A 26,605-nucleotide genomic window follows, 5' to 3' on the forward strand; every position below is an offset into this window, starting at 1 on the left:
ATTAAATAGAAATTTCGAGATGAAACCATTAAAAATAAATACCCAAAAGCTCTCATTATTAGGCTCTGTATCTTTAGGTACAGGCGTAATGATTGGTGCAGGTATTTTTGTTTTAATGGGGCAGATAGCCGAATTAGTCGGCGATTTATTTCCTATTGCTTTTATCGCAGGCGCAGTTGTAGTAGGCTTTAGCTCCTATTCGTATGTTAAATTTTCAAACGCCTATCCTTCTTCTGGAGGTGTTGCTAAATTTTTGACAAAGGCCTATTTACCAGGTACACTTGCTGGTTCATTTTCTTTGCTGATGTATGTATCAATGGTTGTCTCAGAAAGTTTAGTGGCAGGTACTTTTGGGGCGTATGCGTTACGACTGTTTCCGCAAGGATATGAAGGTTATGCATCTGCATTGGGTGTATTGCTTATTGTTGCTGCATATATCATCAATATTTCGGGTAACAAGATTATTGAGACTACCGCTACCATTACTGCAATTATTAAAGTAGTGGGTATTGCAGTTCTTGCTATATCAGGATTGGTTATTTCTGGTTTACCCACAATCACAGGTACTTATAGTGCTGCCAATGGCCAATCCCTGCCTGAAGGTTTTGGATTTATTGCCGCATTGGCCTTGTCTATCCTTGCATACAAAGGATTTACGACCATTACCAATCAAGGTGGCGATATAAAAAATCCTCATAAAAATGTAGGGCGTTCCATAATTATATCAATAATCGTTTGTACGGTTATCTATGTTGTTTTGGCATTATCGGTTGCTGGCGGATTGAGTATTGAAGAAATTATAATAGCAAAAGATTATGCTCTCGCAGCAGCAGCAAAACCTCTATTTGGCGAATGGGGTTCAACGCTAACTATTTTACTAGCCATTGTTGCAACAGTTTCCGGTGTAATTGCCAGCGTATATTCTGCCTCGCGAATGTTGGGTATGTTAAGCAATATGAAACAAGTTCCTGATATGAACAGAATGAAGCAACTTAAAAATCCTTCGCTGATTTTTACTGTTTCTTTAGCGATACTTTTGACTGTTTTGTTCGATTTAACTCGCATAGCTTCCATTGGTGCTATTTTCTATTTGATAATGGACATTGCTATTCATTGGGGACTTTTTAAATATTTGAAAAAGGAAGTAAAATTCAACCCGATTATTCCAATAATTGCCATACTGTTGGATGTTGTTATTTTGGCAGCATTTATCTATTTAAAATATGTAAACGACCCATTTGTACTAATAGTTGCTGCAATTGGTATTGCCCTCATTTTTCTTTCTCAATTTATTTTTATGAAATCGCATACAGATAAAGACGGAAATATGAATATGGGAATGGAAAACAGTGAAAAAGAACAAATGAAAATGTAAAAATAACAGATACTATGAAACACACCTATAAAATACACGGAATGACCTGCAATGGTTGTCGAAATCACGTAGAAGGAACACTTTCCAAAGTGAAAGGTGTCTCAAAGGCTACTGTGAATTTAGCAAAAGCTGAAGCTACCATTGAAATGGAATCACATATTCCTATTGAGAAATTCCAAGATGCCCTTAAAAAAGAAGGTGGTACTTATTCTATCCACAAATCTGGAGAGCGACATCATCAAAACGATACCGCCGGAGTTGATGCTGAGCGTAGTCGAAGTACGAAAGCAAAAAATGAAAAACCTAAAGGTAAAGGAACTGGCACTTTTTACTGTCCGATGCATTGTGAGGGAGACAAAACATATGAAAAAACTGGAGACTGTCCTGTCTGCGGAATGGATTTAGTTGAAGAGCAAAATTTATCTGCAAAAACTTCTGAACAATGGACTTGCCCAATGCACCCGGAAATTGTAAAAGATGAACCTGGAGCCTGCCCAATCTGTGGGATGGACTTAGTCCCAATGGAAGCAGATAGTTCAGCCGAAGAAAAGACCTATAACAAATTACTCAAGAAATTCTGGATTGCAGTCGCCTTTACCTTACCTATTTTCTTAATCGCAATGAGCGATATGATTCCGAATAATCCGTTATATACGGTAATGAAGCAAAAAAACTGGAACTGGATTCAGCTTGCACTTTCAATTCCTGTGGTGTTTTATGCTACGTGGATGTTCTTTGAACGTGCCTATAAAAGCATCAAAACCTGGAACCTCAATATGTTTACCCTAATCGGCATTGGTGCTGGCGCAGCGTGGTTATTCAGCGTATTCGGTATGCTTTTTCCCGATTTTTTCCCGGCACAGTTCAAAACAGAATCTGGTGCCGTTCACGTATATTATGAAGTATCCACTATTATTTTGACCTTGGTGCTCTTGGGTCAGGTTTTGGAAGCACGTGCCCACGGCAAAACCAATTCAGCAATAAAGGAATTGCTAAAGCTCGCGCCAAACAAGGCCATACTAGTCAAAGATGGCAAGGAAGAAGAGGTTACGATTGATAGCATTAAATTGGGCGATATCCTACGGGTGAAACCAGGCGAAAAAATTCCAGTTGATGGCGTGATTTCCGAAGGTAGTACAACGGTCGATGAATCTATGATTACAGGCGAACCTATTCCCGTAAACAAAGCGGCAAATGACAAAGTTACCAGTGGCACCATCAACGGCAACCAATCTTTTTTGATGAAAGCCGAAAAGGTGGGTGCAGATACCCTACTGTCCCAAATTATCCAAATGGTCAATAATGCCAGTCGCAGTCGTGCACCAATCCAAAAATTGGCGGATACCGTCTCGGGATATTTTGTACCCATAGTTGTCCTTATTTCCATTATCACATTTGTGGTTTGGGCTATTTTTGGTCCGGAACCCGTCTATGTTTATGCCTTTGTAAATGCAATTGCAGTATTGATTATCGCCTGTCCCTGTGCCTTGGGCTTGGCAACACCAATGTCCATTATGGTCGGTGTTGGTAAGGGCGCACAAAATGGTGTGCTCATAAAAAATGCCGAAGCTTTGGAAAAAATGGACAAGGTGGATACACTTATTATCGATAAAACAGGAACCATAACAGAAGGCAAACCAACGGTTGAAAAAGTCGGAGCCTTCGGAACTAATTTTTCAGAAAAAGAAGTGCTTCAATACATCGTTTCCCTAAACAGCAAAAGCGAGCATCCGCTTGCCGAAGCAACTGTAAAATATGGTAAAGAAAAGAATGTTGAGTTTTTGAGCGCTGAAAAGTTTAGCGCAGTTACCGGAAAAGGTGTTGAAGGAAACATCAACGGGAAAAAAGTGGATTTAGGGAATTCCAAAATGATGGCATACGCCAAGGCTGAATTAACTTCGGAAATGGAAACCGAAGCACAAAGTTTTCAAAAGCAAGGAAAAACAGTTTCATACCTATCCATCGATTCAAAAGTTGTGGGATATGTTGTCATTGGCGACAAAATAAAGGCGACCAGCGCCAAAGCGATCAAAGCACTTCAAGACAAAGGTATCGCAGTAATAATGCTTACTGGCGACAATCACGATACTGCCCAAGCGGTCGCAAAAGAATTAAATCTTGCTGATTTTAAAGCAGGAATGTTGCCCGAAAACAAACTTCAGGAAGTAGAAAAATTACAGAACAGCGGAAAAGTTGTAGCAATGGCAGGCGACGGCATCAATGATGCGCCAGCCTTGGCAAAAAGTGATGTTGGTATCGCAATGGGAACAGGAACAGATGTTGCCATTGAAAGTGCAATGATAACCTTGGTAAAAGGCGATTTGCACGGTATTGTCAAGGCACGGGAATTGAGCGACGGTGTAATGCGTAACATCAAGCAAAACCTATTTTGGGCTTTAGGATATAACATTTTAGGAATCCCAATCGCAGCAGGTGTTTTGTTCCCTATTTTCGGGTTGTTATTATCACCAATGATAGCGGCTTTGGCAATGAGCTTTAGTTCAGTTTCCGTTATTATGAACGCTTTGCGGTTACGTTCGTTAAAACTTTAAAGATGGTGAAAAGGAAAACCGCACTAAAAATACGAAAGACCCACAGATATTTGGGGCTCTTTTTGGGGGTACAGTTCCTGTTTTGGACCATTAGCGGAATGTATTTCAGTTGGACAAACATAGACGACATTCACGGTGACCAATTCTGTAATTTAGATTACGTGCCCAAAGCCTTTGATGATTTAATAAGTCCTTCACAAATAAACAATCCTGAAGGCATTGGAAGTATCGAAATTAGGGACATCAACAACGAGCCTTATTACTGGATAAACAATCAAAAATTGTACAGTGCAAAAACTGGGAAAGCAAAAAAAAATATTACGGAAGAAGAGGCCTTGTCTGTTGCCAAAAACTATATGAAAGATGGTTTGAAAGTCGCCAACATCGAAAAAATAACCGAAGTGGACGACTATCACGAATATCGGGAAAAGCTATTGCCAGCCTATGTTATTTCATATGATACCGATGAAGCTCTTAATGCTTATGTTTCGGTAACAGACGGAAAATTCCAGACTGTAAGGCATCGAGCGTGGCGTTGGTTCGACTTTTTATGGATGACCCACACAATGGATTATGACACGCGCGACAATTTCAATACCATTGTATTAAGGGCGTTTTCGCTCTTGGGATTGATTACGGTGTTAAGCGGATTCCTGCTGTGGTACACCTCCTCGCCAACCATTAGAAAATTAAAAAAGAAAATAATTAAATCATAACCAAAAACTCTAAAACAATGAAAAATTCAAATCAACACACAAACAAAGGCAATTACACAAAATTTATTTTGATGCTTGTCGCATCTTTTATTGCAATGTACATCACGATGTATCTAAATAGTTATGCGTTAGACCACGTATATTTTAGTTTAACCAGATTCTATATGAGTTGTTTGGGTATTGCAGCAATGGCAGTAATAATGTGGTTTTTTATGCGGAAAATGTATCAAAACAAGAAAAAGAACATCGCTATTTTATTAGGTAGCTTGGTGCTATTTTTAGGCGCACTTGGTTTGGTTAGGGCACAAAGCCCAATCATTGGCGATATTCTGTGGATGAAAGCAATGATTCCCCATCACTCAATTGCAATTTTAACAAGTGAAAGAGCCGATATCAAAGACCCTGAAGTGCGCAAACTGGCTGATGATATTATCAAAGCACAACGTAAAGAAATTGGAGAAATGAAAGCAATGATAAAGCGTTTGCAAGCAGAATAATAATAATTACCAAAACCTAACTGGTCTTAAAATCTGTTGGGTTTTATAAAGAAATAAAAAAATATACTATGAAAAAATACATCATTTATACCGCAATTTTAGCCATAGGATTGGTCTTGGGCTATGTCTTTTTTGGCCCTTCTGCGGAAGGTTCCGTAAACAGCAAGAAAGTAACAGATTTGAGCGAAGACGTTAACCACTCCGAAGAACATCAAATGTGGACCTGTTCAATGCACCCACAGATTATGCAACCAGAACCTGGCGACTGCCCAATATGCGGTATGGATTTAATTCCCGCCGAAACTGGTGCGGAAGGGCTTGCAATGAACGAAATAAAAATGAGCGACAATGCAATGGCACTGGCGAATATCCAAACTACAATTGTAGGAAATATTTCAGGAACCGACGATAACAAAATAACACTTTCCGGAAAAATAATGGCCAACGAAGAAGCCAATGCGGTACAGGCAAGCTATTTTGAAGGACGTATTGAAAAGTTGAATGTCAATTTCACGGGCGAAGAAGTACGAAAAGGACAGTTGTTGGCAACGATTTATGCACCAACGCTCGTTGCTGCCCAACAAGAACTTTTAACTGCTTCTGACCTGAAAGAATCACAACCAGGTTTATACAAAGCAGTTCGAAACAAATTAAAATTGTGGAAACTTTCTGAAAGCCAAATAGACCAAATAGAAAGTTCTGGCAAGGTGCGGGAAAATTTTCCGATTTATGCAACTGTTTCAGGCACCGTTTCCCAAAAAATGGCAGAAGAAGGCGACTATGTAAAACAAGGCCAGCCCATTGTTAAAGTAAGTGATTTGGGTACTGTTTGGGCAATGTTTGACGCCTACGAAAGACAAATCTCGCAACTAAAGGAAGGTCAAAAGGTAACAATCACTAGTAACGCTTATCCCAATAAAGAATTTGAAGCATCAGTTTCATTTATCGACCCTACTTTGAATACAAAGTCCAGAACTGTTTCAGTGCGCGCCACATTGAACAATAAGGAAAATCTATTAAAACCAGGAATGTTCGTAACCGCAAAAGTGGCAATGACAAAAGGCAATACTATGGAAATTGCGATAAGCATACCTGCAACGGCAGTAATGTGGACAGGCGAGCGCTCATTGGTGTACGTAAAGACCAATCCCAATGAACCCGTTTTTGAAATGCAAGAAGTGACTTTGGGAACGAAAAATGGTGAGAACTATACCATTATCGAAGGGCTTTCTAACGGCGATGAAGTGGTAACCAACGGAACATTTACCGTAGATGCCGCTGCACAGTTACAAGGAAAAAAATCTATGATGAATGCATCAGGTGGTAAAACAATGACAGGTCACGAAGGGCATTTGGGAATGGAAAATTTAAACAACACAGTTGATGCCGCCAAGCGTATGGATGTAGCTTCCAAATTCCAAGAGCAGCTCAAAACAGTTTTTGATGATTATATTATGCTTAAAACAGCATTGACAAACGACCAAAGTGAAAAAGCAAAAACGGCCGCACAGACCTTACAGAAAAGTTTAACACAAGTTGACCTTGCTTTGCTAAAGGATAAAAATGCGAATAACCACTGGGCGCAACTTGAAAAAGAATTGAAGGCTTCCTCAAATGAAATTGCCCAGACATCCGATATTAAAACCCAGAGAAATCATTTTATCAGTCTTTCAGCACACCTCATAAATGCAATGAAAGCGTTTGGCATCAACCAAGAAATTTACATAGATTTTTGTCCAATGGCAAATAATAATGAAGGCGCATATTGGTTGAGCACGGAAAAAGAAATACAAAATCCCTACTACGGACAAGCAATGCTAAACTGTGGTGAAGTAACAGAAACCGTACAATAGTTTAAAACTATACTTAATTGGGTAGTTTAAATTAGTCATCTTGATTTTTTGAAGGAGAACGAGGATGAGTGAGAGTAGAAGAAATAGAAGAAAAAATGACAGAAAGAAACATCAGCCTAAAAGTGATATTCCAAAAAAAGATAAAATTATAGCTTTAGTTGTGATAGTATTGATTTTTGTAGTTGCTGCAACAGCTGCCGTTTATTATTCTCTATACAAATCTGGATTAAAATTATTTTGAAACAAGTACTATATGAATGAGACTATCCATATTAAAAATATGGTCTGCCCAAGATGTATCTCAGCAGTTTCCAATATTTTGGAACAACTTAAAATACTGTATGTTTCTATAAAATTGGGGGAGGTTAAATTAGTTTCATCGTTAAGTCCCAACACAAAAAATAGTCTTTCCAAAGCGCTTCAAAATTCAGGTTTTAGTTTGATTGACGACCGTAAAAGTCAACTTATTGAACAAATGAAAACATTGGTTGTAGATAAAATCCATCATTCTTCCGAGGAGCTCGATTTCAAATGGGCAGATATTGTTACAGGCGAACTTCACTTGGACTACAAATATTTAAGTTCACTTTTTTCGTCGGTAGAAAATATTACGTTCGAGCAGTACATCATAAACCAGAAAATTGAACGTGTTAAAGAACTTATAGTTTACGATGAATTAACCTTGAGTGAAATAGCATTTAAACTTCATTATAGTAGTGTTGCATACTTAAGCAATCAATTTAAAAAGGTTACAGGAATGACACCTACACAGTTTAAAAAAAGCACAAATCAGAATCGTAAATATTTGGATAAAATATGATGTTAAATTCTGTTAATCCGAAAATTTTACAAATCATTCGGCATATTTTATAACAAAAAACGATATTACATACATTAAATTGTCTTTAGTAATATCCGCTATAGTAGTGGACTATTTTTAACAATTTAAATTCTAATATATTTATGAAAAATTCAAAATTAATCGAAGCTTTAAACAATTGTGTAGCACATTGTAATTACTGTGCAGATGCTTGTCTTGGCGAAGAAAACGTCAAGATGATGGTAGATTGTATAAGAACTGATAGGGCTTGTGCTGCAATCTGTAGTGCAACAGCAAATTTGCTTGCGTCAAATTATAAAGATGTTAGAGGTATGGTAGAACAATGCCGTGATATCTGTAAAAAATGCGCTGATGTATGTGCCAAGCACGACCACAAACACTGTCAAGAATGTGCAGATGCCTGTAGAAAATGTGAGGAAGCTTGTAACGAATATTTAAAATAATACAACTTATCTCAATTCATTATAGTGAGGTGCAACAACCTCAAATTCCGAAAGGCTACAACTCACATTGTAGTCTTTTGTTTTATAAAAAATCGGGTATAAGTTATCTTGTTTGTATCGGAAACTTGGGAAAATTACATATTGGTGACCCTTAACAAGCAAATTCTACAATTCATTCAGCATATAACGTAATATATTAAAAACTTTAAATCCTAAAATTTGTGATGTATTAAGATGAATACGATTATGGAGACAATCAACATATTTGAAACCAAAGAAAAGAAGCAAAAACAGGGAATAAAAGAATCATTTCCTGTTACGGGAATGACCTGCGCATCGTGTGCAGCGAGCGTTGAATCTGTTTTAAAACACACAGAAGGAGTGTTTGATGCCAGCGTCAATTTCGCTAATAGTTCTGTTCTTGTGGAATACGACAAAGCGTTGAGTCCTAATCAACTTCAAAATGCACTTCGCGAGGTAGGCTATGATATTATTATAGATACAGAAAATCCTTCGGAAGTACAACAAGAACTTCAGCAAAAACATTATCAGGACATAAAAAGCCGTACTATCTGGTCGGCTATACTTACGCTACCCATTTTTGTATTAGGAATGTTTTTTATGCAATGGGAACCAGGTAAGTGGATTTCTTTGGTGTTAACTTTTCCAATTCTTTTTTGGTTCGGTCGTAGCTTTTTCATCAATGCTTTCAAGCAAGCCAAACACGGTAAAGCAAATATGGATACCTTGGTAGCTTTGAGCACAGGAATCGCTTTTATCTTTAGTGTATTCAATACCTTTTTTCCAGAATCTTGGTTGAGTCGTGGTATTGAACCTCACGTTTATTATGAAGCGGCTACGGTAATTATAACCTTTATTTCCTTGGGGAAACTATTGGAAGAAAAGGCAAAATCCAATACGTCTTCAGCCATCAAAAAATTAATGGGTCTTCAGCCTAAAACCCTTAAAATCATTGAGAATGGAGAAGAAAAGGAAATTCCTATTTCATCCGTGCAAGTTGGCCAGACCATTTTGGTGCGTCCCGGAGAAAAGATTCCTGTGGATGGAGAAGTTTCCAAGGGAAGCTCGTATGTAGATGAAAGTATGATTACGGGAGAACCTGTTCCAGTAGAAAAATCAACTGATGAAAAAGTATTTGCAGGCACGGTAAATCAAAAAGGGAGCTTTCAATTTACTGCCGAAAAAGTAGGTGGAGAAACCTTACTATCACAAATCATTAAAATGGTTCAGGAAGCTCAAGGAAGCAAGGCGCCTGTTCAGAAACTGGTCGATAAAATTGCTGGAATATTTGTTCCCGTTGTGTTGGCTATTTCCATTATTACCTTTATTGTATGGATATCAATTGGAGGCGATAATGGTTTTTCACAAGCCTTATTAACTTCTGTAGCCGTGTTGGTTATCGCTTGTCCTTGCGCATTGGGATTGGCCACACCTACTGCCATTATGGTGGGTATCGGTAAAGGCGCTGAAAATAATATTTTGATAAAGGATGCCGAAAGTTTAGAGCTTGGCCATAAAGTGAATGCAGTAATCCTTGATAAAACGGGTACGATTACTGAAGGAAAACCTTTGGTAACCGACATACTTTGGAAGGACAAGCTTGAAAATCAGAACGATTACAAGGAAATTCTTTTGGCTATCGAAGCACAGTCAGAACATCCCTTGGCAGGGGCTGTAGTCAACCACTTAAAAGATGAAAATGTTGAACAAACTGAAATGGCTTCCTTCGAAAGTATCACAGGAAAGGGGGTAAAAGCTCAAACAGAAAATGGTTCAAAATACTATGTTGGAAACCATAAGCTAATGGTTGAAAAGAATATTCAAATCGACGCTTCCTTAATGCAAACGGCAGAAAGTCTCGAAGAGCAGGCTAAAACGGTCATTTTCTTTGGCAATGAAAAACAAGTGCTGGCGATACTCGCCATTGCTGACAAGATTAAAGAAACTTCAAAAAAAGCTATAGAAACACTTCAAGACAGAGGCATCGAAGTCTATATGCTTACTGGAGATAACAATAAAACCGCATCTGCTGTCGCAAAACAAGTAGGAATAACAAATTACCAAGGAGAAGTGATGCCTTCACAGAAAGCAGCTTTTGTTGAAAAATTGCAAGCTGATGGAAAGATAGTCGCAATGGTGGGCGATGGTATCAACGATTCGCACGCTTTGGCACAGGCCAATGTAAGTATAGCAATGGGTAAAGGGTCTGATATAGCAATGGACGTCGCGAAAATGACATTGATAACGTCAGATTTGCAATCTATTCCCAAAGCTTTGGAACTATCGAAAAGAACCGTGTTGGGCATACGTCAGAATCTATTTTGGGCATTCATTTATAATCTTATTGGTATTCCAATTGCAGCAGGCGTTTTGTATCCCGTAAATGGATTTTTATTGGACCCAATGATTGCGGGAATGGCAATGGCTTTCAGTAGCGTATCTGTAGTTCTAAATAGTTTAAGGCTTAAAGGAGTAAAACTTTAATATTAATTATAAATTCAAATACAATGAAAACTTTAAAATTTAAAACAAATATCAATTGTGGTGGTTGTGTATCAAAAGTGACCCCTTTTTTAAACAAGCAAGAAGGTGTCGAAAGTTGGGAAGTGGATACCGCTAATCCTGATAAAATTTTAACCATAGAAAGCGATGGTGCTTCAGAAGAAGATGTAAAGGCTACCTTGCAAAAGGTAGGCTTTAAAGCGGAACCTGTAGATTAATACCTCGCTATAATATGGTTTATATTTTAATTTTGGTTGTGATTCTTCTGTTTGCTATTCATTTTTATCGAAAAGAGAAACGGCATAGCGTAAAGCCATTTCCAGAGCATTGGCACAAATTATTAATGGAGAATGTTCTTTATTATAAAAATCTTTCAAAAGGCAGGCAACTTGTTTTTCAACAAAAAATGATGCAGTTTTTAAGTGAGGTTTATATAGATGGCGTGCAGTTTGAATTGGAAGAATTAGACAAAATTTTAATTGCAGCAAGTGCGGTAATTCCTGTTTTCGGCTTTAAAGAATGGCATTACACTAATTTAAGTGGAATCCTCTTATACCCAGATAATTTTAATGAAGATATGCAATTTAGCAGTAAGGATAACTCGCGCAATATTGGTGGGATAGTCGGGAACGGACGTTTTGAGAAACAAATGATTTTATCTAAAAAAGCATTGTATCACGGTTTTAGAAACACAACAGATAAAAGCAATACAGGCATACACGAATTTGTACACCTTATTGATAAGCTGGATGATAGAACAGATGGCGTTCCATAGCGATTATTAGAACATCAATATGCAATACCTTGGCTGAATTTAATTCATAAGGAAATAGAAGCCATAAACGACAACCATTCTGATATCAGAAAATATGGTGGTACAAACCAAGCAGAATTCTTTGCAGTAGCTTCAGAATATTTCTTCGAGCGCCCAGATTTGCTCAAAAAGAAACATCCAGAACTTTATAAAATGTTAGTTAAATGCTTCAATCAAAAATTAGCAAATCCAATTAAAAATTAGTTTCTATTTAGGAGAGATTAAATCTGTAATTGAAAATCGTAAAGAGCGGATATTTTGAATATGCTAAACTACTTATAGCAATAAAATATCCGCTCTTCAATTATTTATTTCCTCAAAAGTTTATAACACTATCCAATGCATCATCTGCCTCTTTATGGATGAAATTGGCTTGATAGTTCAAGGTGGTTTTCAAATCACTATGGCGATATAATTTCTGTAGCATCAACGGATGAATGGCATCCCCAGCAATATTTCCAAAACTATGCCGTGCTATGTGCATCGTTATTTTCTTATTTATTTTAGCCTTTTTAGAGATTGATTTTAGATTGTCATTAAACCTCTTTGTAGCAGTTTTTCTCTTGTTATATAAATCTTTCGCATTTTCAGGGTCTGCCTTTTTCAATTCAGGGAAAACAAAATCATCATCACTTCTTTTATCATCTTTATATTGGTCTAAAATCTTTAGTACTTTTTCAGGAATTTTTAATGATAGAAGTTTTGCGTTTTTATGCATTCTATAATGCAGCCTGTTATCATAAATATCTGACCATTTGGTTCGTAGAACATCAGAAACCCTCATACCAGCAAAATTGAAACTAAAAAGCCAAACATTTCTAGTATGTATTTCAGAAGGTTTGAGATTTATCAAATTTTCAATTTGTTGAATCTCTAAAATATTTAGTCCGACTTTGGTAGTTTCAGGAAATTTGATTTTTATTTTATCGCCACCGAAGGGATATAATTCTCTGCTTACAATTTTGTATTTAATTGCTCTGTTAAATAATAGCCTTACAAATACCAAAATGTTCATTATTGAGGTTTCAGACAGGGAGTACTTAACTTTTAAAGTTAACATCAGTTTTTTAAGAAAACGTTCATCAATTTCTTGAAAAGACAATTGTTTCGAATTGTGATATTTTATAATAAAGCTCAACCACGCTTTATCAGTAGATAAACGATTTAGCTTTTCTGTACTTTCTAAATCGTCAAGATGTTCTTGTGCTAATTCAAAGAATGAAGCATTGATACCGGAGGAATATATTTCCTTCTTAATTTGATTGGCAGAAGCATCTTTTTGTTCGGATTGAAGCGTAATAAGAGCATTGTTTAATTCAGAAAGTTTCAAGGATAACAAATTGTTCAAGGTTTTGAAATTTATGTGTGATTTCTTAACCCGAATATTCTTTTCATCCCAATCTTCCAATTCAATGTAGTGACCTATATATTGGTATGTTGAGCGACGATTTTTTGTAATACGTATGGCAAGAGGATACAAGCCTTCTTTATTAGGCTTTTTGCGAAGAACTATTTTAGCGTTTGATGACATAATTGACCTAGTTTTGCGTACGAAAGCCAAATCAGGTACAACATAGGTACAACATTCAATTTTGAATGTTTAGTTTACCAAGAAGTTTCCCTAAAGATACAAATTTATTAGTTTCTCTGGGTACAACATAGGTACAACAAATGTTGAAATCAATTGATATTAGATGATATCAAAGAAAATGACATATTATATAATCAATTGAAAATGAGTGGCTTTGGTGCTGTTTGGGCAAATGTACGCTAGACTTAGGATCTAGTGCCGCAAGGTGTGAGAGTTCGAGTCTCTCCGCCTGTACAAAGTAAAAAACCTCTTGTGAAATCAAGAGGTTTTTTTATGCTTACTACTTATATATTCTGATTGGCGCGTGCTAGCCACAGTTTGTAAAACAATTACAAACAAAAATCGACTTGTCAGGTCGGTTTTCTTACTACAGATTATTAGGGATTTCTATAGTGTCTTTCTTTTGTACTGCAGACCGATAAAATAAATGAGTCCCGCTAACACTATAAAGCCTGCAATGTAACCTGAAGGAAAAACAGAAGCTTCTTCAGTTATTTGTTCTATAAATTCGTTGTCACTTGTTACTAATGTTAGTTTATGATCTTTTTCAGCATTTAAAGTGAATTTCTTCTTGATAAAATTCTGCTTAAAAAGAAATAATGAATTTTGATTTCTGTAAATATCCTTAAAGATGGTATTTGTAAGGTCTACTTGCTCAATAGTATTAGGAAGGCCGTGTACTTCAAATACCACCTTTGTTTCGTGTCCTAGTTGAACCGTGCCTCCGGTTAATTTTATTGAGATGTTTTTATTCAAAAGCAACTCAAAATTCTTTTTTATATGTTGTAACACCTGAGCTCTAAACTCTTCTGGGGTTTGATAAGGAGTTTCAGCATAATGTAACTGAATCTCTTGTTGAAATGCCGTTAATGAGGCGCTTATCTGAAGTATCCAGCTCAAATCATCTTTCTCGATTAGAACCGTACTTGAGGTATTTGTTTGATGTGCAAAACCAGATATCGACACGAATATCAAGAATAAACAAAGAATTAATTTTCTCATCATTACAGTTTATTAAATTGCATAAGCTCCTTTGAGCCCATTTATAAAGTTATTAGATCCAGCAGCATCTACGTGGTAGTGGTAACCGCGTACCGTGTCACTATGACCTCTTAAATCATCGAGGTCTGTTGCTGTATTTCCATCACCATCTTCCAATTCGTAAATTCCTATACCGTCAAGTGCATAACCTATTAAAGCCGCGTGCCCGTCAGACTGATTCACTTTTGTGCTGAATCCCGTTGCTGCGTGATAATGATACCCTTGATGTGCATTAATATGACCTCCGGCATCATCAAATGGCGCAAGGGTGTATGCGTCTAAAATATTATCTGTAGGTGCCGGTGCAGAAAATTCTATACCATTCAGTGCGATTCCTCGAGTAGAAGGGGCGCTGTTACCCGGACCACCAGGTCCCGTAGAAAATAGTGTCGCAGTATTTTGTAGAACTGGTTTTATAGGAATTAAATAAGATTGTGAGACATCAGTAATGTAAGAAGGCAAGCACTCTACGCAAAAATTCTCATATTCTTCACCTACATTAGGATTAGCTGCATTTAAACAGTCTTCTTCGGTTTTTGTGACATATACCTCTCCTTGATCGTTATACATTAACCAATTTGAATCGTTGTAAAGGGTTGCCATATTTTGAATAAAGGCACCATCCACATCATAAACTTCTCCATTTTCAAGCCAGATACCACCTGCGCTCGCATCATCTGTAATTGATGTAGGGCACCAAGGTCCCATTTGATGATCTGTAGGGGTGCTGCTGGTCACAATCTCGTAGCAATTTGTAGAAGAGCCATCAGATAAGGTGCAGGGTACAATTGTTATAGTTACTGCATCTGTAACAAAATTAGATAACGCAACATCTTGTGTAGTTTCGGTACTGGCTTGCGTGTCTGATTTATCGTCGCTAGAGCAAGATGTGCAACAGAAAGTCAATGATAGAATTAATACGGCCGCTAACATTTGAATTCTGAATAATTTAATTTTCATAGGTGTAGGTATTTAGAAATTTGAAATATTTGTGTGGTATGATTGGTTATCAAATAAAATAAGCTTCATAATTACTTACGAAGCTTATTTCTAATCAAATCAAACTAATCAAACAATTCTTAATATTTATTTGCGATCTCTCTGGCCTTTATCTTTAGGCTTAGGCGCTTTTTTAAATTCTTTTTCAGAAATAAAACCGTCTTTATCGGTGTCTATTTTATCAAAATCTTCTTTTAATGGTCCTTTTAATTCTGCTTTAGAAAGTTTACCATCTTCGTTTTTATCTAAGTCTTTTAAAAGCTGAGCGTATGTAGGTGGCTCTTTGCGTTCTCTTTTTTGGTCTTGTGCGTTAGATAATGTTACAGAACCTATGCAGCATAAAATGACTAATACGGCTTTTTTGATGTTGTTACTTTTCATATTATTTTTTTTAAAGTTTCTTATTTGATAGTAAAGATGGACAATATATGTGTATGAAAAACAGGCATTCAACGGGTGGTAGGAGATTTTAAGTGATTGCAAAAAAACATTCGGTAAGCACTTTTATACAATTTAGTTTTTTACTATAAAATTGAAGTTTGTATGGGGATACTGTTGGTTGATAAACGAAATTGTAGATGTGTAATGCTGGTTATTGAGTTGTGGGAGATTGCAAAAAAAAGATCAGCAAACGCTAGTTTGCTGGTCTTTTTATACTGATGATTATGTATTTGTTAGCTTAAATGCTCTTTAAAGAAAGCAATCGTTCTGCTCCATGCAAGTTCTGCAGCTTCCTTATCATAGCGTGGAGTCGTTGTATTGTGAAAACCGTGATTAACATCTGGATAAAAGAATACGCCATATTCCTTATTAAATTCTTTAAGCTTAGCTTCATATTCTGGCCACCCACCATTAATGCGCTCATCTAAACCGGCGTAGTGTAGTAATAATGGCGCGTTGATGTTGTCGATTTCTTCAGTAGGTTGCCCTCCGTAAAACGGAACCGCTGCCGCTAGATCAGGAACGTTTACCGCCATCATATTTGAAATTGAACCACCAAAACAAAATCCTACCACGCCTACATTTCCATTGCAATCTTCATGATTTTTTAAATATTCATAGGCAGCAATAAAATCCTGAAGCATCTCACCGCTATCACGCTTACGTTGCATTTCACGACCCGCATCATCATTACCAGGATAACCTCCTAACGGACTCAATGCATCGGGTGCAATAGTAATAAAACCATCTAGTGCTGCTCTGCGGGCTGTATCTTCAATATAAGGATTGAGACCGCGATTTTCATGAACGACAACAATACCTCCAAGTTTTTGAGTTGCATCTTTCGGTTTAGAGAGTAATGCTTTGATAGCTCCTCCGCCTTTAGGCGAATCATAAGTGATAAATTCTGAATCCAGATTAGGATCATTTTTATCTATGAGCAAAGTGCTCTCATAATCTGGCATTAGAAAACTTAATAATGCAGGAACTGTAACACTTCCTACTGCAAACATAGAAAGCTTTTCAACAAATTGTCTACGCTCTAATTTGTTATGTGCATATGCGTCGTATAAATCAAATACTTCTTGTTTAATATCTTCTTTTTTCAGCATTCTCATAACAAACAGGATTTAGTTAAACATAACTTTTATTGGGTAATGTACATTACAGCAGAATCTTCTATATATTTTGAAGGATTAAAGACTGCATTAAAGTTAGCATTTACTTGGTCTATACTGCTTTGTAATTCTTTAATTTTTGAACGAAATTCTTCTGGAAGCAATTCATTTTTAGAAAATTGTACTATAAGTTCGTTGTACTTAGCAATATTGCTTTTCATTCGTAAGGTAAGCATCCCAAAACGCTGACGTAGCGATTGTGTTTTTACCATAAAACGCTCTACTTCGGTGAGCCACTCTTTATTGTGCTCTTTTTCCATAGCCCCGATTTTTGTATTTATGGCTCTTCTAAAATTATTCTTTAAAGTCTCACGCTCGCTATCTAGTGTAGCATTTTGATATTGCTTTACCATAACCATATTTAGCCCGTAATACGTTGCCTGCTCTTCTAAAAGGCGGTTGTATTCATTCTCAAGTTTATTCAACTCATCATTTATACTTCTCCATTCATTATCAATAATGCTTTGTTGCTGGCTAAACTGGCTGGCTGTATTTAATACGTTAAGCATCGCAGGTGTTTTATCTCTTAGATCTCTACTTGCACCACCTACTATTTCTATTGCAGAGGTGATTCCGGTAGAAAATGTTTGATAAAGCGAACCATATAGCGGTACATTACTCGCCGGTTTGTTAAGTACTGTAAGACTATTATTTATTAAATCTAACCAGTTGTCTTTTCCTTTTTTACGCTCATACCAGTCTTGATATTCTTTAAACCAACTTTGATACGCCGAATAATTTGTAGGATTGTTTATCGCTGCTATTTTACTGAAAAATTCTTGAGATGATAAGAGTAAGTTACTAGGTTTGATATCTCTGTGAATACTCATCAACTCGGTAAAAGCAAGTTGACCGTTGAGCTTAAGCTGAATTTTTCTAGAGTTTTCAAGAAGGGTAATTCTATTTTCTTGTTTAGAAATAATACTATCTAAACTCCCCAGACGCTGGCTGGTACGGTTAGGGTTAAGGTCTGAAAATTCACCTTGAAGTGATTTTAATTTTATTGCATTGTCCTCTAATTGCTTATTAAGATTAAGTAATAGTGAGTCACGCTCCTTAATAATCTGTGCAGATACCTGATCTTGTGCCGAGCTTGGTAGGGCAACAAGAAAGCAAATTGCTATAACTAAAATGTGTTTTCTATAATGCATATAATGAAAAGTTTGAGCCAAAAATAGCAAAATAACTTATGCTATTATGTTAACTATTTACTATGTAGAATTAGCCATTCTTAAATGATTGAATAATTGATTAAGAACTGAATACGCGTTGTTATATATTCAAATTACTCAATAAGTATTTGCTTAGATATTTTTTTAAATGCTTAATCGTTCTCTTTTACAGTGATCAATCTTTTAAAATAGAACACATATTCTCATATTTGTAAGAATGATTTTAGTAAGTGAATAGTTGGTAGGCTATATCACTTATTTTTTGGTTTACAGTTTCTTCATATTTGAAGTTCACTAATAAAAATACTATGCATACAGGACAATTTTTTAAACTCAGTTTGATTCTTCTTCTTGCCGCCTTCTTTGTTTTCTGCGAAACAAGCGCACAGAAATATGAAATACCTCTTATTCCGCGTCCTTCAGAATACGAGTTTCAATATGGAGATTTCGAGTTGAATGAAAGAACCCAGTTTTATGTAGACACGTCAAATTACCGTGCTGTTGATGTGGCAGATTATTTTCAGTCTCGTATCAGAACCGTAAGTGGGATGAAAGTTCCTATAAAACCACTTTCAGAATTTAATCAATATATGACTGGAGTCGTGGTTTTCCGCTTAGATTCATTAGCACAATTAGGAAATGAAGGATATGAACTCGACGTAGCAAGATATCAGGTAAATATCACTGCAAAAGATCCTGCAGGCTTATTTTATGCTGTTCAAACTATAAGACAACTGTTGCCGGTAGAATTTGAACACGATCAAATCCTAAGAGGTTTTGAGTGGAAGATTCCTGGAGTTCATATAAAGGATGTTCCTAAATACAAGTGGCGCGGACTTCATTTAGACACGGGAAGGCACGTGAGTTCTGTGTCGTTTATAAAGAAGTACCTTGATAATATGGCTTTGCATAAACTCAATACCTTTCATTGGCATCTAACCGAAGACCAGGGATGGAGATTAGAAATTAAAAAATATCCGCGTCTTACAGAAGTTGGTGCTTTTCGAGATTCTACTTTATTAGGTCATTATGGATCTAACAAATATGACGGAAAACGATACGGAGGTTTTTATACTCAAGAAGAAGCCAGAGAGATCGTAGAATATGCGAGAAGTTTATTTATTACAGTTGTTCCAGAAATAGAAATGCCTGGCCATGCAACCGCTGCGATTGCTGCTTATCCAGAATTAGGAAATACCAATAGAGCTGTAAAACCGGTTACTACCTGGGGAGTATTTCCAGATATTTTTAATGTAGAAGAAAGCACGTTTAATTTTCTTGAAGATGTACTATCTGAGGTAATCGATATTTTTCCATCAGAATATATTCATATAGGAGGAGATGAAGCTCCAAAAGATCAATGGAAAAATTCGAGAAGAGTACAGGCAAAAATGGATTCGCTAGGATTAAAAGATGAACACGAGCTGCAGAGTTATTTCATTAAACGTATTGAGTCGTATCTAAATGATAAAGGAAGGCAAATTATAGGCTGGGATGAAATTTTAGAAGGTGGTCTCGCTCCTAATGCTGCTGTGATGTCCTGGCGCGGAGAAGAAGGCGGTATCGCTGCAGCAAAAAGTGGACATCAGGTGGTTATGAGTCCTAATTCTCATCTTTACTTTGATCACGCACAAGGAGATGTAGAGCAAGAGCCTTTGAGTATAGGAGGTTATCTTCCTTTAGAAAAGGTGTATTCTTATGATCCCACACCTGCGGTTTTAAACGCTAGAGAGCGTGATTATATTTTAGGCGCACAAGCTAACCTTTGGACCGAATATTTACCCACAAATGCTAGTAGATGGTATATGTTGCTTCCGCGGGTAAGTGCTTTGTCTGAAGTGGTATGGAGTGGTAAAGAACATAAAAACTGGAGTAGTTTTAAAAATCGTCTTCCCGGTCAGTTTAAACGTTATGAAGCTATGGGTTTGCCGTATGCAAAAACAATTTTTGACATCGAAATTAATGCTAAGTATGATGAGAAACATAAAAATTATAGGGTAAACCTGCATAAGCAATGGGATGGGATACTGTTTTTCACTACAGATGGAAGTACTCCTACCTCAAAATCAAAATTATATAGTAAGCCTTTAGAGCTGAAGCCGGGAACTACTATACGTGCAGGCCTTTTTAAAAATGGAAAATTACAAGGTAAAATAACTTCCGAAACATTAAGAGATCCCAAAGCTAAAAACTAGCTTATGCACGTATCCTATATGAAAGAAGCTTGCGTTACATCTAAGGCTGAAGCTGCAACTGCAGCATTAAAAGGAGCTAATCGATTGGAGCTTTGTGTCAACTTAGAATGTGGTGGATTAACCCCGTCCTCTTCAATTATTAACGAAGTAATGGCTCAGGTACAAATTCCTGTTCGTGTTATGATTAGACCACGAAGCGGCGATTTTATATATAATGATGCGGAAATAGAGCAAATGAAAGCGAGTATAGCTAATTGCAAAACAGCTCAAGTTGAGGGAATTGTTTTTGGTGTATTAAATGAAGGTAATACACTGAATCTAAAAGCTATAAAAGAGCTTTCAGAATATGCACAACCATTAAAAATTGTAATACACAAAGCTATCGATGCATGCGAAGATCCGGTGGTTGCACTTAAATCTTTACTTAAGCTTTCATTAATTGATACGGTACTAACTTCTGGAGGTCGCGAAACTGCAGAAGATGGGATTCCCATATTAGCACAAATGATTAAAATCGCTGGTTCTAAAATAGAAATTATGCCCGCTGGTAAAATTACGAAGCATAACCTTACAAAACTGCATAGTCACTTAGCGGCTAGAGCATATCACGGTAAACTAATCGTAGGTGCTTTAAACTAAAGTAAGCTTGATTCCCATTTCTTGAATGCGATCTGCAAGTGCAGAAGAAAGATCTTTATCGGTAATAATCTCGCTTATATCATCAAGATTACAAATCTTAGCTAAACTGCGTTTTCCAAATTTTGAAGAATCTGCCAAAATAATAGTTTTTTGGGCAGCCTGCATCATTTTCTGATTGAGAATAGCTTCTTCAATATTTGTGGTCGTGCAACCATAATCTAAATCAATGCCATCAACACCCATAAAAAATTGGTTAGATGAAATATGATTTAAGATATGCTCTGCATAATGACCGGTAACAGAGGCAGAGCGGTGTCTTATATTTCCTCCTAGTTGTATAATGTCTATGTCTTTGTGTTTTATAAGCTCAATCGCTACAAGCAGAGATGAGGTAATTACATTAAGTTTTCCCTTTGGTTTTATAGCGCTACCTAGTTGCTGTACGGTTGTACCGCTTGCAATTATAATCGAGTCATTTTCTTGAATACGTGAGGCAGCGGCCTCTGCAATCATTGATTTTTCGGTAGCAGATATAGTTGCTTTTTCAGATACATCTCGCTCATTCATATAGGGGTTTTCTAATGAGGCACCGCCATGTGTTCTGTATAAAAGCCCTTTATCTTCTAAAAGTTTCAAATCTTTTCGAATAGTTACTGCAGATACGTCGAGAAGTTCGCATAATGCTGCAACTTTTATATGTTTTTCGGTTTTTAAATGATCTAAAATTAATTGGTGTCGCTCCATAATACTAGTATACACAATATTTAGCAAGATTCTAGCAAATATAATAGATCGTTTGTAAAGTATACAACTTCGTTTAGCTTTCGTTTTATTTCGTTTTATTAATTTTAAGTCAATTTAAACGAAACTTTAACTTTCATTCACATTCGTTTTATTTCAATATCTATATATTTGAGAGAACTAATTATAGTAACACATCATGGAGGAGAATATTTTTAACCGCGAACACCTAGTAAATTCTTTACCCAACACTTCAAAATGGGATGTAATTATAATAGGTGGAGGTGCAACAGGACTAGGAGTTGCAGTTGATAGTGTTACTCGAGGATATAAAACTTTATTGTTAGAGCAAGTTGATTATGCTAAAGGTACTTCAAGCAGAAGTACAAAATTAGTTCACGGTGGTGTACGGTATTTAGCTCAAGGAAATATTGATCTTGTACGTGAAGCACTTCATGAGCGTGGACTTCTGGAAAAGAATGCACCGCATTTGGTAAAAAATCAAAGTTTTGTCATTCCTAACTACAGATGGTGGGAAGGAATTTACTATACAATAGGTTTGAAAGCATATGATTTTCTAGCAGGAAAATTAAGCTTGGGAAAATCTACACATATCAATAAAACTAAAACAGTAGAGCGATTATCTACACTACGTAAAAAAGGACTGTACGGTGGTGTTGTTTATAAAGACGGTCAATTTGACGACTCGCGATTGGCAATTAATCTGGCGCAAACTGCTATTGAAAATGGAGCAACTTTACTTAATCATTTTAAGGTTACAGATCTCATTCAAGATCCTACGGGTAAGATAACCGGAGTAAATGCTCAGGATACTGAAACGTCTAAAGAGTATGCATTTGCAAGTGATCTTGTAATTAATGCAACCGGGGTTTTCTCTGATGAAATTTTAAAAATGCAGAAAAAAGATGCCCGTAAATCAATTGTGCCTAGTCAAGGTGTGCATTTAGTTTTTGATAAATCTTTCTTGCCGGGTGACGATGCGATTATGATTCCTAAGACAGATGATGGAAGAGTTCTGTTTGCTGTGCCTTGGCACGATAAAGTACTTGTAGGTACGACAGATACAAATCTTGATGATCATAGCTTAGAGCCACAGGCACAAGAACAAGAGATAGAATTTATTCTTAAAACATTCAATAATTATCTCGATAAGCCGGTAAAACGCTCTGATGTACGTAGCATTTTTGCAGGTTTACGTCCACTTGCTGCACCCAAAGATGATTCAGAAAAAACAAAAGAAATATCACGAAGTCATAAAATTATTGTTTCAGAATCTGGTCTGTTAACTATTACAGGTGGAAAATGGACCACTTATCGCCGTATGGCTCAGGATACAATTAATAAAGCAATTAGTTTAAAAAAGCTTCCTAAGAAAACCTGCCAAACTAAAGACCTTGCAATTCACGGAGCAAAACCTACCGAAGACAGAAGTAGTCATTTATATATTTATGGTACAGACCGAAAGGCATTAGCTGCACTTACCGCAAGCAATCCAGAATTAGGTCAAAAATTACATCCGCGTTTGCCTTTTACAAAAGCAGAAGTAGTATTTGCTGCACGTAATGAAATGGCGAGAACAGTAGAAGATGTCTTAGCTAGAAGAGTGAGGGCTTTATTTTTAGATGCAGACGCAGCTTTAAGTATGACTGAAGAAGTAGCTGACCTTTTAGCAAAAGAGTTAAATAAAGACGAGGTCTGGAAGCAAAATCAAATTCAACAGTTTAAAAAATTAGCAAGCCAGTATTGCATTGATGCAAGTCCGGTTTCAGCATAATAACTAACAACCTATTCCCCTTACTTTTTGTGAGGGGATGATAATCAATAAAACCACAGTAGTATGGAGCAGTATATTTTATCACTAGATCAAGGAACTACAAGTTCACGCGCAATCGTTTTCGATAAGAAAGGGAAAATTGTTTCAATAGCTCAAAAAGAGTTTAATCAGCATTTTCCACAACCGGGTTGGGTAGAACACGACCCTCAGGAAATATGGTCTACTCAAGCAGGTGTAGCAGCAGAAGCTACTGTGTCTAAAGGTTTAAACGGAAAAAATATCGCAGGAATAGGTATTACTAATCAACGGGAAACGGTTGTCGTATGGGACCGTAAAACCGGTGAGCCAGTTTATAATGCGATTGTATGGCAGGATAAAAGAACTGCAGATTATTGTGACGAACTTAAAGAAAGCGGTAAATCTGAGATGATTCAGGAAAAAACAGGTCTTGTAATCGATTCTTACTTCTCAGGTACAAAGGTAAAATGGATTCTTGATAATGTTGAGGGCGTTCGGGAACGAGCAGAGGCAGGAGATTTAGTTTTAGGAACTATAGATACCTGGCTTATCTGGAAATTTACAAAAGGAGAATTACACGTTACTGATGTGACTAACGCTAGCCGAACACTCTTATTTAACATCAATACCATGGAGTGGGATGATGAGCTTTTAGATTTATTTGGAATACCAAAAAGTATGTTGCCCGAAGTAAAAGATTCTAGTGAAATTTATGGTCATACAAAAACTACTGTTTTTGCTTCTAAAATACCGATAGCAGGTATTGCGGGGGATCAAATGGCGGCACTTTTTGGACAAATGTGTACAAAGAAAGGTATGGTTAAAAGTACTTATGGTACAGGATGTTTTATGCTAATGAACATAGGAGATAAACCTATTATTTCAAAAAATAACCTGTTAACTACTGTAGCGTGGCGTATAGATGGCAAAACCGAATATGCTCTCGAAGGAAGCATTTTTATAGGTGGAGCAGTAATTCAGTGGTTGCGCGACGGTCTGGGAATTATTAAAAAATCTAAGGATGTTGAACAATTAGCTGCCTCAGTAGATTCCACAGAAGGAGTTTATTTTATTCCTGCTTTTGCTGGTATGGGAGCACCTTATTGGAATCAAAAAGGTAAAGGGACAATATTTGGAGTTACCAGAGGAACGACTGATGCCCATATTGCTCGAGCAGCAATAGAATCTATCGCTTACCAAACAATGGATATTTTAAAAGCGATGCACGCAGATTCTGATATTGAAATAAAAGAATTGCGAGTAGATGGAGGTGCGTCTGTAAATGATACGCTTATGCAGTTTCAGGCAGATGTTTTAGATTCTGTAACAATCAGACCTAAAATTATTGAAACTACAGCATTAGGTGCAGCTTATCTTGCGGGACTTGCAGTAGGCTTCTGGGACAGCAAAGAACAGATTCAGGAAATGTGGGAAGAAGATAAGCGTTTTGAACCTGTAGATGATAAATCAAAAGTAGAAGATGGAATCCAAGGATGGTATAAAGCGATTAAAGCTCTAGAATACTGGACTACACTATAATAGCGCGATATGACACCATTTATAGCAGAAATTATAGGAACAGCCTTATTAATACTATTGGGCGGAGGTATTGTCGCAAACGATATACTTAATAAAACAATCGGTAAAGGTAGCGGTTGGATGGGAATCACCACAGCTTGGGGATTGGCTGTATTCGTTGGTGTAGTAGTAGCCGGCCCTTATAGTGGAGCACATTTAAATCCGGCAGTTACACTAGGATTAGCAGTAGGAGGTTTGTTTCCTTGGGCAGATGTACCCACATATATTGCTGCAGAATTTATAGGCGCAATGATAGGGTCTTCTCTGGTTTACGTTATGTATAAAGATCACTTTGACGCTACTGAGGATCCTACGGTTAAGAGAGCGGTTTTTTGTACAGCGCCGGCAATTCCGAATACATTTAGGAACATGATGAGTGAAATCATTGGGACATTCGTTTTGGTTTTTTGTGTATTCTATTTTTCAGAAGCTGAAATTAGCGACGGCTCAGGAACTAAAGTGGGATTAGGTTCTATAGGGGCTATTCCTGTTGCTTTTGTAGTATGGGGAATTGGGTTATCTCTGGGAGGAACGACAGGATATGCCATAAATCCGGCCCGGGATTTAGGTCCGCGTATTGTACACGCATTGCTACCTATAAAGGGAAAAACGCATAGCAATTGGAGTTATTCCTGGATACCCGTTTTGGGGCCAATTATTGGTGCAGTTATAGCGGCATTGCTGTTTTTAATATTAGGGTAAACACTCAGAATTTTATTATGAAAATCATTAAATCGATAGTAGCGTTGGTATGTATATGTACATTTCAATCGCTTGAAGCGCAGGAGGACGTACGTGCATCTGAACTGGAAATTATAGATTCTACGGCAAATGATTACAAACCTTTTGATTTTAATGTACAACTAAAAAATATGCATTTGTGGAAAGGACTACGAGTAACTGACGCTCCTATGACCGCCGCAGATATAAATTATACTTCTAGAGATGGCCGGTTTAAAGCAGGTCTTTGGGGTGGAGCCGGATTCAATGGGTACTACTCAGAGTTTGATTATTATGTTTCCTATACGGTAAATGGTTTTTCGGTTTCTGTATGGGATATTAATAATTCAAGTGATTTTCCGGAAGCTAAAATATTTGATTATGACAGAAGTACAACTTCACATTTTATAGACGTCACCGTTGGATATGAGTTTGACCAACTTCCTCTAAAATTATCCTGGAGTACATTGGTTCAAGGTAGAGATACTTATGTAAATGGTGCAGGTCAACTGCGCAATGCATTTTCAAATTATGTAGAAGCCAGTTATACGGTTTTAGTAAAGAAAGATTGGTCGTTGAGTTTATATGCAGGAGGTGCTTTTTCCTTTGAAAGTGAAGCACACTTTTATGGTGACAAGCCTAATTTGACAAATTTGGGTGTTATTTATGCTAAAGAGATTAATGTGTTTAATAGTTATATAATTCCGGCTTCAGCAACTGCTATGTGGAATCCAGAGCAGGAATATGGAGCAATACAAGTTGCCCTGACCTTATTTTAAGGCGTTCTTAGCACCGTTATTTTGACTGAAAATCATGATAAACAATAGAATTATCAGGTTCTTTGAAGGGATACTTTCTAGTGGGAATAGAAACAACTAGTTTT

The 26,605-nt window shown here is 36.8% G+C and carries 22 protein-coding genes and 1 pseudogene; 16 read left to right on the forward strand and 7 right to left on the reverse strand.

Features of this window, described 5'->3' with window-relative positions:
* The first annotated feature begins 19 nt into the window (after positions 1-19).
* The 10 genes and pseudogenes from DSM00_RS11985 (at position 20) to DSM00_RS12030 (ending at position 11,818) form a co-directional block, all read left to right on the forward strand.
* Positions 20-1,375 carry an APC family permease gene (locus DSM00_RS11985; protein ID WP_013073621.1) on the forward strand — a complete coding sequence of 452 codons (1,356 nt, stop codon included), beginning with the start codon at positions 20-22 and terminating at the stop codon, positions 1,373-1,375.
* A 14-nt stretch (positions 1,376-1,389) separates the two neighbouring features.
* Positions 1,390-3,927: a heavy metal translocating P-type ATPase gene (locus DSM00_RS11990; RefSeq protein ID WP_028376591.1), complete on the forward strand. Its 2,538-nt coding sequence runs from the start codon at positions 1,390-1,392 to the stop codon at positions 3,925-3,927.
* Between the two features lie 2 nt (positions 3,928-3,929).
* Entirely contained in the window at positions 3,930-4,643 is a 714-nt protein-coding gene (locus DSM00_RS11995) for a PepSY domain-containing protein (RefSeq protein ID WP_028376590.1), read from the forward strand.
* Positions 4,644-4,660: 17 nt separating this feature from the next.
* Positions 4,661-5,140, forward strand: a complete 480-nt coding sequence (locus DSM00_RS12000; protein WP_013073618.1) for a DUF305 domain-containing protein — start codon at positions 4,661-4,663, stop codon at positions 5,138-5,140.
* A 68-nt stretch (positions 5,141-5,208) separates the two neighbouring features.
* A complete protein-coding gene (locus tag DSM00_RS12005; protein ID WP_013073617.1) occupies positions 5,209-6,993 on the forward strand; it encodes an efflux RND transporter periplasmic adaptor subunit in 1,785 nt (594 codons plus the stop codon).
* 253 nt (positions 6,994-7,246) lie between these two features.
* On the forward strand, positions 7,247-7,813 hold the full coding sequence (locus DSM00_RS12010) for a helix-turn-helix domain-containing protein (protein ID WP_013073615.1): 567 nt from the start codon (positions 7,247-7,249) through the stop codon (positions 7,811-7,813).
* A gap of 143 nt (positions 7,814-7,956) precedes the next feature.
* The gene (locus tag DSM00_RS12015; protein ID WP_028376588.1) at positions 7,957-8,277 is read left to right on the forward strand and encodes a four-helix bundle copper-binding protein; all 321 of its coding nucleotides are present in this window, start codon (positions 7,957-7,959) and stop codon (positions 8,275-8,277) included.
* Positions 8,278-8,523: 246 nt separating this feature from the next.
* Positions 8,524-10,782, forward strand: coding sequence for a heavy metal translocating P-type ATPase (locus tag DSM00_RS12020; RefSeq protein WP_031427480.1), 2,259 nt, complete (start codon positions 8,524-8,526; stop codon positions 10,780-10,782).
* Between the two features lie 23 nt (positions 10,783-10,805).
* Entirely contained in the window at positions 10,806-11,018 is a 213-nt protein-coding gene (locus tag DSM00_RS12025; protein WP_028376586.1) for a heavy-metal-associated domain-containing protein, read from the forward strand.
* Between the two features lie 14 nt (positions 11,019-11,032).
* A pseudogene (locus tag DSM00_RS12030) lies at positions 11,033-11,818 on the forward strand (M90 family metallopeptidase).
* Between the two features lie 112 nt (positions 11,819-11,930).
* On the opposite strand, the gene DSM00_RS12035 reads toward DSM00_RS12030, so the two are convergent.
* The 6 genes from DSM00_RS12035 to DSM00_RS12065 all read right to left on the reverse strand — a co-directional run bounded on the left by DSM00_RS12035 (position 11,931) and on the right by DSM00_RS12065 (position 18,015).
* A complete protein-coding gene (locus DSM00_RS12035; RefSeq protein ID WP_031427482.1) occupies positions 11,931-13,145 on the reverse strand; it encodes a site-specific integrase in 1,215 nt (404 codons plus the stop codon).
* A 447-nt stretch (positions 13,146-13,592) separates the two neighbouring features.
* Complete coding sequence (locus tag DSM00_RS12045; RefSeq protein WP_164916331.1) at positions 13,593-14,207, reverse strand: DUF6702 family protein; 615 nt, start codon at positions 14,205-14,207, stop codon at positions 13,593-13,595.
* A gap of 12 nt (positions 14,208-14,219) precedes the next feature.
* Positions 14,220-15,206 carry a YHYH protein gene (locus tag DSM00_RS12050; protein ID WP_128758219.1) on the reverse strand — a complete coding sequence of 329 codons (987 nt, stop codon included), beginning with the start codon at positions 15,204-15,206 and terminating at the stop codon, positions 14,220-14,222.
* A gap of 126 nt (positions 15,207-15,332) precedes the next feature.
* Positions 15,333-15,626 carry an EF-hand domain-containing protein gene (locus tag DSM00_RS12055; protein ID WP_128758220.1) on the reverse strand — a complete coding sequence of 98 codons (294 nt, stop codon included), beginning with the start codon at positions 15,624-15,626 and terminating at the stop codon, positions 15,333-15,335.
* A gap of 293 nt (positions 15,627-15,919) precedes the next feature.
* Positions 15,920-16,804, reverse strand: a complete 885-nt coding sequence (locus tag DSM00_RS12060) for a dienelactone hydrolase family protein (protein ID WP_128758221.1) — start codon at positions 16,802-16,804, stop codon at positions 15,920-15,922.
* Between the two features lie 29 nt (positions 16,805-16,833).
* The gene (locus DSM00_RS12065; RefSeq protein WP_128758222.1) at positions 16,834-18,015 is read right to left on the reverse strand and encodes a hypothetical protein; all 1,182 of its coding nucleotides are present in this window, start codon (positions 18,013-18,015) and stop codon (positions 16,834-16,836) included.
* Positions 18,016-18,344: 329 nt separating this feature from the next.
* Between DSM00_RS12065 and DSM00_RS12070 the strand changes: the two genes are divergently transcribed.
* Positions 18,345-20,231, forward strand: a complete 1,887-nt coding sequence (locus DSM00_RS12070; protein WP_164916332.1) for a beta-N-acetylhexosaminidase — start codon at positions 18,345-18,347, stop codon at positions 20,229-20,231.
* 3 nt (positions 20,232-20,234) lie between these two features.
* Positions 20,235-20,870, forward strand: a complete 636-nt coding sequence (locus tag DSM00_RS12075; RefSeq protein ID WP_128758223.1) for a copper homeostasis protein CutC — start codon at positions 20,235-20,237, stop codon at positions 20,868-20,870.
* Here DSM00_RS12075 and DSM00_RS12080 read toward each other — a convergent pair.
* Positions 20,862-21,614, reverse strand: a complete 753-nt coding sequence (locus tag DSM00_RS12080; RefSeq protein WP_128758224.1) for a DeoR/GlpR family DNA-binding transcription regulator — start codon at positions 21,612-21,614, stop codon at positions 20,862-20,864. The two genes, DSM00_RS12075 and DSM00_RS12080, sit on opposite strands and share 9 nt — an antisense overlap.
* Before the next feature lie 196 nt (positions 21,615-21,810).
* Between DSM00_RS12080 and DSM00_RS12085 the strand changes: the two genes are divergently transcribed.
* The 4 genes from DSM00_RS12085 to DSM00_RS12100 all read left to right on the forward strand — a co-directional run bounded on the left by DSM00_RS12085 (position 21,811) and on the right by DSM00_RS12100 (position 26,501).
* Positions 21,811-23,406, forward strand: coding sequence for a glycerol-3-phosphate dehydrogenase/oxidase (locus tag DSM00_RS12085; RefSeq protein ID WP_128758225.1), 1,596 nt, complete (start codon positions 21,811-21,813; stop codon positions 23,404-23,406).
* 63 nt (positions 23,407-23,469) lie between these two features.
* Positions 23,470-24,963 (forward strand): glycerol kinase GlpK, encoded by a 1,494-nt coding sequence (gene glpK, locus DSM00_RS12090; RefSeq protein ID WP_128758226.1) that lies wholly within the window; start codon positions 23,470-23,472, stop codon positions 24,961-24,963.
* Positions 24,964-24,972: 9 nt separating this feature from the next.
* Positions 24,973-25,704, forward strand: a complete 732-nt coding sequence (locus DSM00_RS12095; protein ID WP_128758227.1) for an MIP/aquaporin family protein — start codon at positions 24,973-24,975, stop codon at positions 25,702-25,704.
* A gap of 17 nt (positions 25,705-25,721) precedes the next feature.
* A complete protein-coding gene (locus DSM00_RS12100; RefSeq protein WP_128758228.1) occupies positions 25,722-26,501 on the forward strand; it encodes a hypothetical protein in 780 nt (259 codons plus the stop codon).
* The last annotated feature ends 104 nt before the right edge of the window (positions 26,502-26,605 follow it).

This window comes from Leeuwenhoekiella aequorea, from assembly GCF_004104375.1.
In the GTDB taxonomy this organism is placed as follows: Bacteria; Bacteroidota; Bacteroidia; order Flavobacteriales; family Flavobacteriaceae; genus Leeuwenhoekiella; species Leeuwenhoekiella aequorea.

What these genes read in the sequence shown, in the direction of transcription:
- DSM00_RS11985 (WP_013073621.1), top strand. Translation starts at nt 20, where the DNA reads ATGAAACCATTAAAAATAAATACCCAAAAGCTCTCATTATTAGGCTCT.
- DSM00_RS11990 (WP_028376591.1), top strand. Translation starts at nt 1,390, where the DNA reads ATGAAACACACCTATAAAATACACGGAATGACCTGCAATGGTTGTCGA.
- DSM00_RS11995 (WP_028376590.1), top strand. Translation starts at nt 3,930, where the DNA reads ATGGTGAAAAGGAAAACCGCACTAAAAATACGAAAGACCCACAGATAT.
- DSM00_RS12000 (WP_013073618.1), top strand. Translation starts at nt 4,661, where the DNA reads ATGAAAAATTCAAATCAACACACAAACAAAGGCAATTACACAAAATTT.
- DSM00_RS12005 (WP_013073617.1), top strand. Translation starts at nt 5,209, where the DNA reads ATGAAAAAATACATCATTTATACCGCAATTTTAGCCATAGGATTGGTC.
- DSM00_RS12010 (WP_013073615.1), top strand. Translation starts at nt 7,247, where the DNA reads ATGAATGAGACTATCCATATTAAAAATATGGTCTGCCCAAGATGTATC.
- DSM00_RS12015 (WP_028376588.1), top strand. Translation starts at nt 7,957, where the DNA reads ATGAAAAATTCAAAATTAATCGAAGCTTTAAACAATTGTGTAGCACAT.
- DSM00_RS12020 (WP_031427480.1), top strand. Translation starts at nt 8,524, where the DNA reads ATGGAGACAATCAACATATTTGAAACCAAAGAAAAGAAGCAAAAACAG.
- DSM00_RS12025 (WP_028376586.1), top strand. Translation starts at nt 10,806, where the DNA reads ATGAAAACTTTAAAATTTAAAACAAATATCAATTGTGGTGGTTGTGTA.
- DSM00_RS12035 (WP_031427482.1), bottom strand. Translation starts at nt 13,145, where the DNA reads ATGTCATCAAACGCTAAAATAGTTCTTCGCAAAAAGCCTAATAAAGAA.
- DSM00_RS12045 (WP_164916331.1), bottom strand. Translation starts at nt 14,207, where the DNA reads ATGAGAAAATTAATTCTTTGTTTATTCTTGATATTCGTGTCGATATCT.
- DSM00_RS12050 (WP_128758219.1), bottom strand. Translation starts at nt 15,206, where the DNA reads ATGAAAATTAAATTATTCAGAATTCAAATGTTAGCGGCCGTATTAATT.
- DSM00_RS12055 (WP_128758220.1), bottom strand. Translation starts at nt 15,626, where the DNA reads ATGAAAAGTAACAACATCAAAAAAGCCGTATTAGTCATTTTATGCTGC.
- DSM00_RS12060 (WP_128758221.1), bottom strand. Translation starts at nt 16,804, where the DNA reads ATGAGAATGCTGAAAAAAGAAGATATTAAACAAGAAGTATTTGATTTA.
- DSM00_RS12065 (WP_128758222.1), bottom strand. Translation starts at nt 18,015, where the DNA reads ATGCATTATAGAAAACACATTTTAGTTATAGCAATTTGCTTTCTTGTT.
- DSM00_RS12070 (WP_164916332.1), top strand. Translation starts at nt 18,345, where the DNA reads ATGCATACAGGACAATTTTTTAAACTCAGTTTGATTCTTCTTCTTGCC.
- DSM00_RS12075 (WP_128758223.1), top strand. Translation starts at nt 20,235, where the DNA reads ATGCACGTATCCTATATGAAAGAAGCTTGCGTTACATCTAAGGCTGAA.
- DSM00_RS12080 (WP_128758224.1), bottom strand. Translation starts at nt 21,614, where the DNA reads ATGGAGCGACACCAATTAATTTTAGATCATTTAAAAACCGAAAAACAT.
- DSM00_RS12085 (WP_128758225.1), top strand. Translation starts at nt 21,811, where the DNA reads ATGGAGGAGAATATTTTTAACCGCGAACACCTAGTAAATTCTTTACCC.
- glpK (WP_128758226.1), top strand. Translation starts at nt 23,470, where the DNA reads ATGGAGCAGTATATTTTATCACTAGATCAAGGAACTACAAGTTCACGC.
- DSM00_RS12095 (WP_128758227.1), top strand. Translation starts at nt 24,973, where the DNA reads ATGACACCATTTATAGCAGAAATTATAGGAACAGCCTTATTAATACTA.
- DSM00_RS12100 (WP_128758228.1), top strand. Translation starts at nt 25,722, where the DNA reads ATGAAAATCATTAAATCGATAGTAGCGTTGGTATGTATATGTACATTT.